Here is a 15,199-nt window from a genome sequence, read left to right on the forward strand (position 1 = left end):
AAAGGTTAAACTGTATCGGTACAGTTGTTGGAGAGGGATGGGTGCATTGAGAAAATACGAAGTGATTGCCGAAGCGTTAAAGCAATGGATTCAGGAACAGATGCAGCAGCAGGATCGTCGCCAGTGGGCTGATAAGGGCATTCGACTGCCAGCAGTTCGAGTTGTAGCAGAACAATATCAATGCAGTGTAAGCACGGCTATTCGTGCATATGAGTGGCTGGAACAGCGGCATTTGGTGTATGCCATACCTCAATCCGGTTATTATGCCGTACAGAACGGGACAGGTGCTCAGGACATGGACTGGCAGGGAACGTTGGACTTTGCTTCAGCTGCTCCCGATCCAAGGGTGTTCCCTTATGCAGACTTTCGTCACTGTGTGGATCAGGCGATGGAGAAGAAGCAGGCAGAGTTATTTATGTATGGCACGGATCAGGGATTACCTTCGCTTATTCTGCTGTTGCAGAAGCAGTTTGCGGATTATCAGGTGTTTGCGAGAACGGAGCAGTTTTTTATCACGTCAGGTGTGCAACAGGCACTGGCTGTACTTGCATTGATGCCTTTCCCCAATGGAAAGAGAAAAGTACTGCTTGAACTACCGACCTATCATAATATGCCCTCCCTACTGAGTGGATTAAATGTGCCGATTGCCGGTGTGAGACGTGCTCTGGACGGGCTGGATTGGGCATCACTTGAACGTCAGTTCGCTGAGGAAGATATCAAGTTTTTCTATGTCATGCCGCGCTTTCACAATCCGATTGGCACATCTTTGACTGTTGCTGAGAAAAAGAAACTAATCCGGCTTGCACAGCGGTACGATGTCTATCTGGTGGAGGACGATTATCTGGCTGATCTGGAGGACAATACGAAACAGGACCCGCTATGGTCCTATGATACCGAAGGCCGGGTCATCTACCTGAAGAGTTACTCCAAAATTTTGTTTCCAGGTCTGCGCATTGGTGTAGCTGTTCTGCCCTCACCACTAATTCAATCTTTTGGGGCTTACAAAAAAATGCTCGATATCGACACTTCTGTTCTGTCTCAAGCTGCTCTGGAGATCTATGTCCACAGCGGAATGTTTGCTCATCACAGGAAAGTGATTCGTAACCGCTATGCTGCCCGGATGCACACGGTGCATGAGCAACTGGACTCATATCCAGACTTTGCTCCATTTATGGACGCTCCTCGAACAGGAGGGGAGCATACCGTATTACCTTTAGCGGGTGATATGCCGCTTCGTGTTCTGCTGTCCCGGCTTCAAAAGCGCGGAGTCATCGCTGATACGACAGAACGGTATTATCCGGAAGGTACATATCAGGTGCATGAGGATCAAATGCTGCGATTGAACATCTCCAATGTGCCGAAGCAGCGAATCGAAGAAGGGATACAGAAGATCCGGGAGGAAATTTTGAAACTTCAGATCAGGCAGAGATAAGGTGAAGAATCGGAGTGTTGTCCGTAAATAACAAAAGGCGTCCACACAAGTTAATCACTTGTTGGACGCCTTTTCCATGAGTTGTTATCCATCTACAATACAAGCTTGTACGCTACATGGTAGATGGAAATAATCTAATTTATTCTTGAGCCATCGCTTTGAAGGAAGCTTCTGCGGCTTCCAATGTAGCCTGAACATCCTCGTCTGTATGAGCCGTGGTCAGGAACCAGGCCTCATATTTGGATGGAGCCAGGTTAATGCCACGGTTCAGCATGTGACGGAAGAAGGAAGCAAAGAGCTCTCCATCCGTGTCTTGAGCATGATCATAATTCGTAACCGGATGGTTACAGAAATGAGTGGAGAACGCACCGCGAATCCGGTTGATCGTCAGTGCAATCCCATGACGGTCAGCAGAAGCTTGCAGACCCGCTGTCAGGTCGATGGCAAGACGTTCCATCTCTTCATATACACCCGCGCCTTGCAGGACCTCCAGACATGCGATACCAGCCGAGATGGATGCAGGGTTACCAGCCATCGTTCCCGCCTGATAAGCCGGCCCAAGCGGAGCAACCTGCTCCATAACGTGTTTGCGTCCGCCGTAAGCACCGATTGGCAGGCCGCCACCAATAATTTTACCAAGAGCCGTCAGATCCGGTTCAATCTCCGCATGGTTATCGAGTCCGGCATATGTCTGTGTAGAACCGTAATGGAAACGGAAAGCCGTAATGACTTCGTCATAGATAACCAGGGAGCCGTTGGCCCGTGTCATGGCACAGAGACCTTCCAGGAAGCCAGGCTCCGGCATAACCATACCGAAGTTCCCAACGATCGGCTCAACCATGACCGCGGCAACATCATCACCCCAGCGCTCCAAAGCATCCTTCAGGGCTTCCAGATCATTGTAGGGCACAGTAATGACTTCTTGTGCAATACTGGCTGGAACTCCCGCACTGTCAGGAATTCCGAGCGTGGACGGGCCTGAACCGGCAGCTACAAGCACCAGATCGGAATGACCATGGTAACATCCGGCGAATTTTACGATCTTGTTGCGTTTGGTGTAGGCACGAGCGACCCGAATCGTAGTCATGACCGCCTCCGTACCGGAGTTTACAAAACGAACTTTATCCATGGAAGGGATAGCTTCCTTCAACATTTTGGCTAGCTTGATCTCAAGTTCAGTCGGGGTACCGTACAGCACGCCATTTGCCGCTGCTTCCGTAATGGCCTGTGTAATATGCGGGTGGGCATGTCCTGTAACAATTGGACCGTAAGCGGCCAGATAATCAATATAACGGTTGTCATCGACATCCCAGAAGTGGGCCCCTTGGGCTTTTTTCATAAATACAGGTGCACCACCACCAACGGCTTTGAACGAGCGTGAAGGGCTGTTAACACCTCCTACAATATGCTCAAGTGCTTCTGCGTATAGAAGTTCGGAACGGGAACGTGATGTATTCATAAGATAACTTCCTTTCGTAATTCAAAATATGATAAAGAAACAAACCACAGAAAGATATGATGATTTTCTCATAATAGTATAGCCGGGCACAACGAGAGGGCAGCGAATGGCTGCCCTCTGCATGTGTAGATTACTGAGCCGGTTGCTCTGACTTCTGATCGTCACCACTGGCTGTTTTATCTTCGGTGCTGGTTGTACTATCATCCGTTGTAGCAGGCGGGTGAATAATATCCTGAATATGCTGCTTCAATTTCTCTTCATTGGTAACCGTCAATACTTGCGCACCGCCTGCTGTACGTTCTTCTTTCAGCAGGTTCATTGGCGGAATCTGCTCACTGCCGTTCATGCTGCTCTGGTATCCGAGTCCACCCAGCTTCCACATATCGGAAAGCGTGAGATTTGTATCTACGTAAGGATTAACCTGTTCCAGAATGGCAGGCAGTTTGGCAATGGTAGTTGTTGACTGCATTTTCGCTGTTACAGCTTTCAGCAACTCACGCTGACGTTCGGACCGAGCGAAATCCGACATGGCATCATGACGGAAACGAACGTACATGAGCGCTGTCTCGCCATCTAGGTGCTGATATCCTTTTTTGAGATCAATATCGTATTCGTTATTGTCTGCTTTACTTGTATAGTGCATGTCTTTCTCCACATCAAAATCAACACCGCCAACGGCATCCACCAATTTGATGAATCCCTGGAAATCCGTATACACATAATACTGTACAGGAATGCCGAGCAGGTCGCCGGCAGCTTGCATCGCTGCATTAGGGCCATGGGTGATAGCGGTGTTGATCCGCTCCTTGCCATATCCGTCAATATTGACGTAAGTGTCGCGCAGAATGGAGAACAGATTGATTTTTTTGGTCAGTGGGTCGAGCGATACAACCATCATGCTGTCGGAGCGAGGAACTTCACCTTTTTTCAATCCACGTGCATCGACACCCATAACGAGAATATTTACCGTTTCTGAGCCTTCCCATTTTGGTGGGTCAGGCGTATTTACTTTCTCCACATTTTCGATGCCTGCAAATGGTGAATCGTCGCCGTCCTTTGCCAAACCGTCCAACTGATTGAGAATAGAACCGAAATAATATGCCGATGCTCCTCCAATAATTAACACGAAGGCGGCAAGAGAAATCCATATGGTTCTCTTCGTCTTTCTGGTCATGCTAGCTCTCCTTTGTATTTGAGATGAAATAAAAAAACGAGTTCGAGTATTCAAGTAAGAACTAGTCGGAGCTTTCCGAACACGTCTTTTCCCAACATAAGGGCAGGACGCGGCTCCAGACTATTTTAAAGCTTGCTGAATTTTGACTGATACCATTATAATTTCTTTTTGGGCTACAAGCAATTTCAACAAAATCCAAGTGAGGTATAATCATGCTGGCGATTGATGTCAAAGATTTGCGCAAGTCGTTTAGCGTCCAGAAAAGCCGAGGTGGGCTGAAGGGCGCGTTTCAGGACCTGTTTGCACGTCAATACCAAGAGGTATTGGCTGTAAATGATATTTCGTTTCAGATTCCGCAGGGTGAAATATGCGGATATATTGGGGAGAACGGTGCCGGTAAATCAACAACGATCAAGATGTTGACCGGCATTTTGGTGCCTACTTCAGGGCAAATATCAGTTGGTGGATATGTTCCGTATCAGGAACGGGAGAAGTTTGTACAGAATATCGGTGTTGTTTTTGGTCAGCGCAGTCAATTGTGGTGGGATATTGGCGTTATCGAATCCTTCCATTTATTGCGCAAAGTATATCGTGTCGGAGAGGTCGATTTCCGCAAACGGCTTGATGAACTGGTTGAGCGGTTGCAGCTTCAGGACCTGCTAAGCCGTCCGGTACGGAAGCTCAGTCTCGGTCAGCGCATGCGCTGCGAGTTAGTGGCAGCCTTGTTGCATAATCCAAGTATTGTTTTCCTGGACGAACCAACTATTGGTTTGGATATTGTGGTGAAGTCGGAAATTCGGGATTTCTTGAAAGACATGAACAAGGAGCATGGAACGACCATACTGCTCACAACCCACGATTTGCAGGACATTGAGGCACTGTGTTCCCGGGTCATCATGCTTGATGCAGGCAACATCATTTATGATGGAGGTCTGGATCATCTCAAGTCCCAGTGGGGTAAGGAGCGGGAGATCCGCTTCAAGTTTGGTTCAGCTCACAACATCAGTCAGATGGAGGAATGGACTGCTGCGTTGCCTGTACGTTGGACGGTTGAGAATGAATTGTCCGCATCCGTATGGATTCCGCTGGAACTGAACGTTTCGGATGTACTCGGACGTGTCGTTGGACAAGCCGATATTACCGATATTCAGATTATCGAGATTAACACGGATGAGATTGTGCGCAGTATTTACCAATCCGGTTCCGCCGAGCGTCCCGAGATTGTGGGAGCAGGGAAAGAAGCGGTGGGTGTATCCTGAGATGAATAGTGCATTTATTGATTTTATGCGCATCCGTTTTCTAACGATGCTGGCATACCGGGTGAATTATTACTCCGGCATTTTGATATATACGCTGAATATCGGCGTGTATTACTTTACCTGGCAAGCCATTTACGGTAGCAGTGGTGAACTCGGCGGCTTCACGGCAGCACAGATGACCACTTACATCGCTGTATCCTGGATGGCACGTGCCTTTTACTTTAACAACCTGGACCGGGAGATTGCCGCAGATATACGGGATGGCTCCATTGCGATTCAATTCATCAGGCCGATCAATTACGTTATGGTCAAAATGATGCAGGGTCTTGGCGAAGGTATTTTCCGCTTCCTGCTGCTCATGATTCCGGGGATGCTCATTGCCATTCTGCTGTTCCCGGTTGAATTGCCTACGGCGCCATCGGCGTGGATTGGCTTTCTCGTCATGCTGTTCTTCAGTTTCCTCATTAATTCCCAGATTAATGTGATAACGGGACTGGCGGCATTCTTTGTGGAAAACAATGAAGGCATGATGCGTATGAAACGCGTCGTGGTTGATTTGTTCTCCGGTCTAATCATCCCGATCAGCCTGTATCCAGGCTGGATGTCTGCGGTGATGAAAGTATTGCCTTTTCAGGCCATTACGTATCTGCCCGGTTCCGTCTTCACTGGAAGAGTGGAAGGTACCGCCATCTGGAGTGTACTCGGTATTCAGGTGTTCTGGTTTGCCGTACTGCTGCTTCCGATGGTATTGATCTGGCGTAAGGCGCGCAAGCGTCTGTTCGTGCAAGGGGGATAACAGATATGTACTATATGGGTCTGATCTGGGAATATTTGAAGAATTACATGAAAACACGACTCACGTACCGTGCTGATTTCTGGGTGGAGATCCTATCGGATCTGCTGTTCCAGGCAACTAACCTGATCTTTATCTTTGTGGTCTTTCGCCATACGGATAACCTGGGCGGCTGGAGTGAGAGTGAAGTGCTCTTTGTTTATGGATATTTTATGGTGCCCTATGGCATCTTCAGTTGTTTTATCAATCTGTGGGGATTCAGTGAGCGGTACATCGTCAAAGGTGAGATGGATCGGATCCTGACACGTCCTGCACATAACCTGTTCCAGATATTGCTTGAAAATGTAGATCCGCCTGCACTCATGGGTTCGTTTATCGGCCTGATCATCATGATCTTCAGTGGCGCAGAGATGGGTCTGATGCTGGAGTGGTGGCATATCCCTGCCTTGATTATTTTGGCACTCAGCTCAGTCATGATCTATGCCGGCATCTACACCACATTGACTTCACTATCCTTTTATTCGGACGCGCCAACAGGTATCCTGCCGTTGATGTATAACATTCAAGGATATGGACGCTACCCGGTAACGATCTATAACCGTGCTATTCAGGTGCTGTTAACCTGGATCATTCCGTTTGCCTTTGTGGGGATCTATCCCGCAGCGTTGTTCCTGGAGAGGTCCGAGATGCATCGCATGGCGCTGCTTACACCTGTGATGGGATTGGTGTTTGGTTCGATGGGCTTGCTGTTGTGGAATTTTGGCGTGAAGCGGTATCGCGGAGCAGGTTCATAATAACGCCCTATAGCATTTCATGGGGGAGATTAGGGAGGAACTGACATGACGTTAAATGTAGGCGAATTGGCACCGGATTTTGAGCTTCCGTCCAGTACGGGAGAATCAGTAAAGCTTTCGGATTACCGCGGACAGCGGGTACTGCTTTATTTTTACCCCAAGGATATGACCTCGTCCTGTACGCAACAAGCTTGTGATTTCCGGGATCGACATGCTGAATTTGAAGGGCTGAACACGGTCATTCTCGGAATCAGCACCGATCCGATGAAACAACATGACAAGTTTATCGCCAAATATGGACTGCCTTTCACCTTGTTGTCGGATGAAGAGCACGTTGTAGCCGAGCAATACGGTGTATGGCAGCTGAAGAAAATGTATGGCAAGGAGTACATGGGTATGGTTCGCTCCACTTTTCTGATTGATGAAGAGGGGATATTGATCAAGGACTGGTCCAAAGTTCGGGTCAAAGGACATATCGAGGCTGCGCTTGAGGCTTTGAAGACATTGTAATTAATGATTTAGACATGTGTGAATAAATACATCTTAACCGTTTCATCATTAAAGGCTGTGCTTCGCGGAATTTACCGTGAACACAGCCTTTTTAGGTGGGCAATCGTTTATGATTGGTTGAATTGTTCTTGCTCTTGCCCGAACGAAGCCGATGCACAAGCAGTAGGAATAGCGGAATAATAAAGCTTACCGTGATATCCCAATCCACCCAAGCGGGCATGATCGTATTGGTGTAGAAAATGACATTGGGAGAAATCAGTACAGCTAACGCGAATAATAACATCGCTGATGGCAGGATGAGAGGTTTATATGTCTTTAACCGAAATAGCTGAGCTGTTCCAACGACAAAGGAGAACATATACAGCAGACTCTTGAAATAGGTAGCAATTAACCAAGCGGTCGCCATGAACGCCTCAATTCGCTCAAAAAAGTTGCCGATATTAATTTTTTGGGACAGGGTATAGGAGATGTAGATGTCATGCTGTGTCAGAAAGGGGCCAAATATCATCAGTGAAATGACCAACAATGTGGTTAGCAACAGCCCTCCACATAAAGTAGCGAGTAACATGTCCCGTTTGATGTGAGGCCCGGACATCACATAAGGAAGAACCATGGTGATCACGATTAGTTCACCAAAGGAAGTGAAAGCCCCTCTAATGACAGACTGCATCAGATGAAGCCAAGGGGTGTCCAAGTAAGGCTGTAGATTTGAACTGTCTACTTTGGGCATCAGCCCCAGAAATAATAGAATCATAAATGCAACAACGATTGGAGTCAGCATTTCACTACTTGCTCCTATTGTATGCAAGCCATGCATAAGCCCCCAGACCAGAGCGCACATAAGGATAATTAGAATGACCCGGATGGGGGTCTGAAGGTAGATCTGTGTGGTCATAAAGTCACCGACTTCACGGATACATATGACAGCGCCTATGGCGAAATAAAATAGATATGCAGCTGCCAAAACAGACCCTGCCCACCGGCCAAGTATTTTTTGGCAGATTTCAATAAGGGAAAGATCAGGGTGCGTCTGATGAAGATTGTATAGCACCCACATGATGAGCATGCCGATCGGTTGACCGATAAGAGAACAGATCCATGCATCCTGTTTACCGGAAGCAGTAACCACGGAGGGGTAGAGTAGAATCATGTCCCCAATCATGACGAGAAAGGTAAGGACTGCAAATTGCCTAATGGTGATTTTCTCCTTAATTAACATAGACACCGTTCTCCTTCTCTATATTCAGCATGGATGACTTTCATGGATGGACTCCATTTTTCCATCTATACCAGGCTCCTTCCCCGAAAAAATTTGTACTCATTTTTGTGAGGAATTGTTTGGAGTAACCGATGATGTTCTGTAAGACTTAAGCAATTGTATCAGCAGGAGACAACCCGGCAGAATGATCCCCAGTGTAGTATCCCAATCTACCCAATATGGAACAATGGTGATCACGATAAAAGTAATGCTTGGTGAGATCAGATTGGCTAATCCGAACACAAGTATGGACGCAGGGAGTACCAGTATCTGATACTGCTTAAGCTTGAACAGTTCCGCACAACCAACAATAAAGGCGTATAAGTATATCATCGCTTTGAAGTACGTAGAGATCAGCCAGGAAGAAGCCATAATCGCTTCAATACGTTCAAAAAAGTTCCCAATACTGATTTTCTGGGACAAAATAAACGAAGCATATATGTTATGTTGCGTAAGAAAGGCACCCAAGACCAGCAACGATATGGTAACGAGTGTTGCCAATACCAAACTACCTAGGCCAGCTGCAATAATTACGTCCCGTGTTCGATGAGCCTGCTTGGCAACATAGGGCAGTATCATCATGATGGGAACGACTTCACCGATTGGATATATAATGCTTACCAGAATGCCTTGCGAGATAGAGACAACACCCGTATCACTTACTGGCTTCAAATTTCTGATATCAATCTGAGGAAGCAGGCAGACTGCAAGAACGACAATAAACACAATAACGACGGGCATCAGTAGTTCACTACTTCGCCCCATCGCCTCTAATCCATGAGACACTCCCCAGGCAATCACGATGACGAACATCAGAATGATGATGCGAAGGGGAGTGTACGGGAAGATTTGAGTGGTCATGAAATCGCCGACTTCTCTCGTATGTGTGGAAGCGCCAATAATGAAAAAGAACAGGTAGAGGCAGGAAAAGAAAGTACCTGGCCAGAACCCTAGAATGCTTCGTGCCATCTGCACCAGATTTTTTTCTGGGTGCATGCTACATAGCTTCAGGAACATGGCCATCAGTGCCATCCCCAGAGGAACGCCTATAAAAGCGCAAATCCAGGAGTCTTGTTTGGCATAGGACGTGATGACCGAGGGGTAGATCAGCATCATATCCCCGACCACCATCATAAAGATGAGCGTGGTCAATTGTCTTGTTCCAAGGCGCCCCTGTTCCAGCATAATGGTCCTCTCCTTTTTCTAGGTTCCCGTCAGATGTGCCAGGAATTGATTAACAGGTTCATAGATCCACATGATGATATAGAGCGGACTGGGGAAATCCCACAGGTTGGCTGCAATCACACTGAACCCTGTGGCTATGACGAGCATTCCGCTGTACACTGCTGTTTCCCTCCATTCCTTGCGACGGATGAGACTTGGAAGATCAACCAAGCCTACAAGGCCCCCTATGACAATGACAGTAATTGTAATTAACATCCGGTCTCACTCCTTCAAATCCTCCTTGAATGAATCATCCAGTGTACCTACACGTTTGATCTGTGCATTGGCTTCATATTTAACATCCAGATTCTCAAAATATTGATCCCAATCCTTCTCAATCTTTTTGAAAAATTTAGGATCGGCATGATAAACTTCCTGACCGAATCCAAAAATGTCAATATGGAACTTTCGCCGCACTGAATTCACGGATTTTTCCATCAGTTCTATCAATCGCTCCTCACTGTCCTTTTCCAACTCTTTGAGTGTTTTCATCGAACCAATTTTGATTCCACACTCTACTGCACCAATGGAAGATACATTTTTAATTTTGATGTGGATCACAGGTTGGTCATCAATGACCTTTGCTTTTCGTTGAGTCTTGGTGCGAAGGGTTTTAAAAGTCACATTTCCTCCTTTTCGGCAAGGCAGGTGACCTATGGTAGATACGACATTGTCGCGGATATAGTTGTACCCTTTGGATTCATCTTCCGTTAACCAGCCAATCAGTTTGTCTTTTTTGAATACACTCAATCCTGTTGAAACTAGACGAGCTTTGGACTTAATCGTCGCAATATTGTCTTTGCTTCCGCTTCTCTCTGAATTTCCAAAAACCTCTACACCAGTGATTACGGGTTGTATTCCGGAAGTAAGCATATATTCCATCAACTGATCACCGGTTACAGTCGTTGTAGGAGACCAGGTCTTGGCAGACACGTCCAGGGAATTAAATAACTTCTCTGCAGGTAAATTCTCTAATGGAGTAAGTGTGTCCAATATCTTGGAAGCTGTAGTATTTCGAGCAACCATAACGTAATAATCGGGCCGGACAGTAGGTTCTCGCATTAATGCTTCCATAACATCGTAGATGCCCTCTTTACGGGCATATTCTTCACTGAACACCAGTACACGGATATGTGCCATGAATATACGGCGTGGGCTTGTCTCGGTCAGCTTTTGAATCGCTTCAAACAGCGTGGGCGCAGATGCTTCGTACAGCGTGACAGGAGTGCCATTGCCTCCCCCTGATTTGGAGGATACTTCATTCGGCACAACGACCTGAGCGCTCACTTTAATCAAATCGCCATCCTTGTCTACACCAAGACCCAGCATAATGCCAAGTTCATTCAGCTCCTGGCGATCCCAGCATCCGGTAAGGAGAGGGAGTAGGAATGCAATGCATACAATTAATCGGAAGCACTTGTTCATACGTTGTTCTCCTTACCGAATTAACGCTTCGTTTTTTTTGTGGTTTGTCTGGTTTTGTTCGGTGTACCCGTAGAGAGTGGCCGTGTTTTCATACGGGACCAGGGTACACGAAACAGCGTATCCTTCAGATCTTTCTGAATGAAAGGTGCAAAGGGGGACATATATGGTACGCCAAAAGAACGCAAGCTGCACAGGTGTGTAACCGTAATGAGCAGAACAATTAGAATACCGTAGAATCCAAAAGCTGCCGCGAGAATCATCAATACAAATCGCAAAATTCGGACAGAGATAGACAGTCCATTCTCTGGAATGACATAACTGGATATGGCCGTTATGGAAACGATAATAACCATTGCTGCGGAGACAACTCCTGCATCTACGGCGGCTTGGCCAATGACCAGTGTTCCGACAATGGAAACGGCCTGACCGACCGTTTTCGGAATACGTATACCTGCTTCTCGCAAAATTTCATAGGTCAGTTCCATCAGTATGGCTTCAATGAAGGCGGGGAAAGGAACGCCTTCACGCTGGGCTGCCAGACTGATGAGCAGGTTGGTCGGCAGCATTTCCTGGTGAAAGGTGGAAATGGCAATATAGAAGGATGGGGCTAGTAAAGCGATAAAAAAGGACAGATAACGAATCAAGCGAATCAATGTGCTGATATCGGCCCGTTGATAGTAATCCTCCGGCGATTGGAAGAAATGCACGAACAAGGCGGGAACCAGCAGCACAAAAGGCGTACCGTCCACGATGATGGCTACTCTACCCTCAAGCAAAGCAGCACAAACCGTATCTGGACGTTCACTATTGTAAACCGTGGGGAATAAAGTTCTGGTTTTGTCTTGTACAAGTTCCTCGATATATCCACTCTCAAGGATACTGTCGATATCGATCTCATCGAGTCTTCGACGCAGTTCTTTTACAATCTCCTGATCCACGATATGTTCCAGATAGAGCACAGCCACTCGGGTTTTGGTAACCTGACCTATTTCTCTTTCTTCGATCCAAAGATGAGGATTACGGATTCGTTTGCGGATCAATGATGTGTTGGTACGTAGGTTTTCGTTGAAGCCTTCCATAGGCCCCCTAACGACGGTTTGGGAGACAGGTTCTCCAACGGATCGATCTTCCCAGCCTGCTGCACCAATCTTCAATCCTCGTACAGATCCTTCAAGCAGTAAGATAGCTGATCCCGAAAGAAGTGCATTCATTACTTCATCCATATCATCAACCAGCAATACATCACTGGCGATCAAGATATCATTCTGGAGGTAGCTGAGATGTTCATCGTCTGCAGAGAATTCAGGGAGATCACGCTTTTGCAATAATGATTCCATAATGGAGTGATTCAGGATCTGCACATCCACTAATCCATCAATGTACAACATGACTGCAGGCCATTTATGTAAACACTGGAGAGGGCGCATCATCAAGTCGTTGCTGTTCCCCATCACTTGCTTGCAGTATTCCATATTTTCGCTTAAATCCGGAGAGATTTGCCTCTGATCTTGGCGTTCCAGCGACGATTCACTCATGCCTTCACCTCCCTATACACCCTATATTTTCAAGTTAGTATGACCTGGATGAATTCGGATTATCACAAAAAAAAGGAGCTGCGATTATTCGCAACTCCTTGCCTGCTTATTATAGATGGACTTTTGTCCGAATTTACTTTTGTCTTTGTCGAACAGGGGCTGGCTTGGATACGGTGGATCTTGCTGCCCATGCTTTGCGGTAACGATAGAACACGGCTGCGATGAGCAATAGGCCGATTCCTCCCACGATATATGCTGCATATTGATGAGCCAGATGGAATACGGCGTTCCACTGGGGGCCAAATATTTTGCCAATGCCCAGAAACAATACAACCCAGAACAGTGCGCCTGAATAGGCGTAGAGAGCGAATTTGCGAAAGGGAACAGCGGCTATGCCCGCGAAATACCCGGTGAAATGCCTTACACCCGGAATGAAATAACCGATGAAGATTAAGGCATTACCATACTTGGCGAACCACTTTTGCGTTTTATCGAGCTTGTCCTGCTTCATCAGAAACCATTTTCCGTATCGTGTTATAAAGGGCAGTCCTGCTTTGGCTCCAATAAAATAAGTGATGGTCATGCCAATCGTTGTTCCCAGAAAAGCCAGTATGGTGAGGATTCCGAAGTCCAGATGCCCCTTGTAGGAGAGAAACCCTGCGTAAGCCATCGTTGTTTCACCAGGAAAGGGAAGTGCGATGAATTCAAGCAACAAGCCAAAAAACAAAACGCTGTATCCGTAGGACCCAAACAGATGTTGGATCTTCTCAAGCAATTCCAATAGATTTCACTCTCCTGAATACGGGGTGGGAGCATGAATACTCTCCAAGGTGTTTTAATGTGTTCTGCCTGTTCATTATGCTACCTAATCTGAAGCGAAGAATCAATCAGGCTACATAGCAAATTGTGAAAAAATATTAAACAAAATCACGTCTTTTTTCAATGTAGCCTCCATATAATTCTAACAAATCTGCTGAAGTCTATCAGCAAATTACTAGAGACGGTGGAGGTCGATTCATAAATGGTACAGAGACCGGAATTCAGAATCAAGGAAAATGGGGGAAACTCTGCAACAACCATACATATGTTTTTAGCTGGACAGTGGTCTGTCATTCTCATGCGTATTGCGATACTGTTATGTGCATTTGCTGTATATGCAGGCACGGCTTATGCATCTGCTGCTTCCGGCTCAGGTGATCCAATCCCGGAAGATAAGAATATTCAAGACAAGGTAGTTTATCTGAGTTTTGACGATGGACCGGGTAACCATACCCGTGAAGTATTGGATATTTTGCGTAAGGAGAAGGTTTTGGCTACATTTTTTGTACTGGGTGAGCAGGCAGAACGTTATCCCGAGTTAATCCGTGGGCTTGTGGAGGATGGACATGCTTTGGGCAATCATACGTTTAATCATCAATATGAAAAGCTGTACAGTGATTTCAAAGTGTTCTGGAAACAGATCAAGCAGACAGAGGAAGTGCTGGAGCGTATAACCGGTTTCCGTCCGAATCTGGTGCGAGCACCAGGCGGTACATATGGACACTTTGACCAGAGTTATTTTGATTTGCTCCAACTGGGTGGATACACCGTCATGGACTGGAACGTCGATAGTGGAGATTCCAAGCGTAAAGGTGTTCCGGCCAAAGAGATCCTCAGCAATTCGACCAAAGTACCTGCGGGAGCACGTTCGGTCGTTGTCCTGATGCATGACGGTGGTGCACATGCTGAAACGGTAAAAGCACTTCCGGGTATTATCAAATATTATCGTGATCATGGATATCGTTTTGACACCATAAAGAGTACGGATCAACCAGTTCAATTCCGTGTACATCCAGATGGTAAGTATAAGGCCCGCAAGGCGCCAGGAAAGGCCTGGATCGCAGAGCATGTAGAAGCGAACGCGACGTTATGGCTTGCAAGCAAGAAGCTGAAGGTAGAGGTGGGCTTGGCTGCAGCTACCTTGCAACCGGGCGAGTTCCGCATGGAGGGGCAGCGAATCATGGTGCCATTGCGTACTTTCATGAAAAAATTCGGGGGCAGCACTCGCTGGGACTCTGAAACAAGGACGGCCATAGCAGTATGGAAGGAAAGAACGATTCATGCAGACAGTGTGAGTGGAACACTGACTACAACCGGGGCAATTGAAACGGGAGCAGTACAGAGTCAAGGTGGAACCATCTGGGTTCCGTTACGTGAGCTACTGGAGCAGATGGGGTTGAGGGTGAATTCCTTAACCAGTAATGAAGCAGAGTGGACGGTAAAGGCGGGCACTTCCAGATCTATTTCGGCAATGAACAACATATTTAAGTATAAAATGATCTGAAGAAAGTCATTCT

The 15,199-nt window shown here is 46.7% G+C and carries 14 protein-coding genes; 6 read left to right on the forward strand and 8 right to left on the reverse strand.

The genetic code is table 11. The features are described from left to right. The first annotated feature begins 37 nt into the window (after positions 1 to 37). Positions 38 to 1,432, forward strand: coding sequence for a PLP-dependent aminotransferase family protein (locus MHI55_RS03975; RefSeq protein ID WP_340019191.1), 1,395 nt, complete (start codon positions 38 to 40; stop codon positions 1,430 to 1,432). Positions 1,433 to 1,571: 139 nt separating this feature from the next. Here the strand turns inward: MHI55_RS03975 and MHI55_RS03980 are convergent, their stop codons facing one another. Both MHI55_RS03980 and MHI55_RS03985 read right to left on the reverse strand, forming a co-directional pair. After that, entirely contained in the window at positions 1,572 to 2,891 is a 1,320-nt protein-coding gene (locus MHI55_RS03980; RefSeq protein ID WP_340019192.1) for a glutamate-1-semialdehyde 2,1-aminomutase, read from the reverse strand. A 130-nt stretch (positions 2,892 to 3,021) separates the two neighbouring features. Continuing rightward, positions 3,022 to 4,065 carry an LCP family protein gene (locus tag MHI55_RS03985; RefSeq protein ID WP_036614081.1) on the reverse strand — a complete coding sequence of 348 codons (1,044 nt, stop codon included), beginning with the start codon at positions 4,063 to 4,065 and terminating at the stop codon, positions 3,022 to 3,024. Positions 4,066 to 4,277: 212 nt separating this feature from the next. On the opposite strand from MHI55_RS03985, the gene MHI55_RS03990 reads away from it, so the two are divergent. From MHI55_RS03990 to bcp, 4 genes are read left to right on the forward strand one after another with little or no spacing between them, the layout of a single operon-like run. Then, positions 4,278 to 5,324, forward strand: a complete 1,047-nt coding sequence (locus tag MHI55_RS03990) for an ABC transporter ATP-binding protein (protein ID WP_036668210.1) — start codon at positions 4,278 to 4,280, stop codon at positions 5,322 to 5,324. A 1-nt stretch (position 5,325) separates the two neighbouring features. Next, positions 5,326 to 6,120 carry an ABC-2 family transporter protein gene (locus MHI55_RS03995; protein ID WP_036614077.1) on the forward strand — a complete coding sequence of 265 codons (795 nt, stop codon included), beginning with the start codon at positions 5,326 to 5,328 and terminating at the stop codon, positions 6,118 to 6,120. Positions 6,121 to 6,125: 5 nt separating this feature from the next. Beyond that, positions 6,126 to 6,911, forward strand: a complete 786-nt coding sequence (locus MHI55_RS04000; RefSeq protein ID WP_036668209.1) for an ABC-2 family transporter protein — start codon at positions 6,126 to 6,128, stop codon at positions 6,909 to 6,911. Between the two features lie 45 nt (positions 6,912 to 6,956). Then, positions 6,957 to 7,421: a thioredoxin-dependent thiol peroxidase gene (bcp, locus tag MHI55_RS04005; RefSeq protein WP_340019193.1), complete on the forward strand. Its 465-nt coding sequence runs from the start codon at positions 6,957 to 6,959 to the stop codon at positions 7,419 to 7,421. A 91-nt stretch (positions 7,422 to 7,512) separates the two neighbouring features. Here the strand turns inward: bcp and MHI55_RS04010 are convergent, their stop codons facing one another. The 6 genes from MHI55_RS04010 to MHI55_RS04035 form a co-directional block, all read right to left on the reverse strand. After that, positions 7,513 to 8,640, reverse strand: a complete 1,128-nt coding sequence (locus tag MHI55_RS04010) for an endospore germination permease (RefSeq protein WP_340388925.1) — start codon at positions 8,638 to 8,640, stop codon at positions 7,513 to 7,515. A gap of 99 nt (positions 8,641 to 8,739) precedes the next feature. Then, entirely contained in the window at positions 8,740 to 9,864 is a 1,125-nt protein-coding gene (locus MHI55_RS04015) for an endospore germination permease (protein ID WP_340019195.1), read from the reverse strand. An 18-nt stretch (positions 9,865 to 9,882) separates the two neighbouring features. After that, positions 9,883 to 10,119 carry a hypothetical protein gene (locus tag MHI55_RS04020; protein WP_340019196.1) on the reverse strand — a complete coding sequence of 79 codons (237 nt, stop codon included), beginning with the start codon at positions 10,117 to 10,119 and terminating at the stop codon, positions 9,883 to 9,885. 6 nt (positions 10,120 to 10,125) lie between these two features. Then, positions 10,126 to 11,328: a Ger(x)C family spore germination protein gene (locus tag MHI55_RS04025; protein ID WP_282319462.1), complete on the reverse strand. Its 1,203-nt coding sequence runs from the start codon at positions 11,326 to 11,328 to the stop codon at positions 10,126 to 10,128. Between the two features lie 20 nt (positions 11,329 to 11,348). After that, positions 11,349 to 12,863 carry a spore germination protein gene (locus tag MHI55_RS04030; RefSeq protein ID WP_340388927.1) on the reverse strand — a complete coding sequence of 505 codons (1,515 nt, stop codon included), beginning with the start codon at positions 12,861 to 12,863 and terminating at the stop codon, positions 11,349 to 11,351. A gap of 133 nt (positions 12,864 to 12,996) precedes the next feature. Then, positions 12,997 to 13,644, reverse strand: a complete 648-nt coding sequence (locus MHI55_RS04035) for a DedA family protein (protein WP_100526765.1) — start codon at positions 13,642 to 13,644, stop codon at positions 12,997 to 12,999. A 240-nt stretch (positions 13,645 to 13,884) separates the two neighbouring features. Here MHI55_RS04035 and MHI55_RS04040 point away from each other — a divergent pair, with 240 nt between their 5' ends. After that, positions 13,885 to 15,186, forward strand: a complete 1,302-nt coding sequence (locus MHI55_RS04040) for a polysaccharide deacetylase (protein ID WP_340388929.1) — start codon at positions 13,885 to 13,887, stop codon at positions 15,184 to 15,186. Positions 15,187 to 15,199: the final 13 nt, after the last annotated feature.

The sequence above is a fragment of the Paenibacillus sp. FSL E2-0151 genome (assembly GCF_037993015.1).
Taxonomy (GTDB): Bacteria; Bacillota; Bacilli; order Paenibacillales; family Paenibacillaceae; genus Paenibacillus; species Paenibacillus amylolyticus.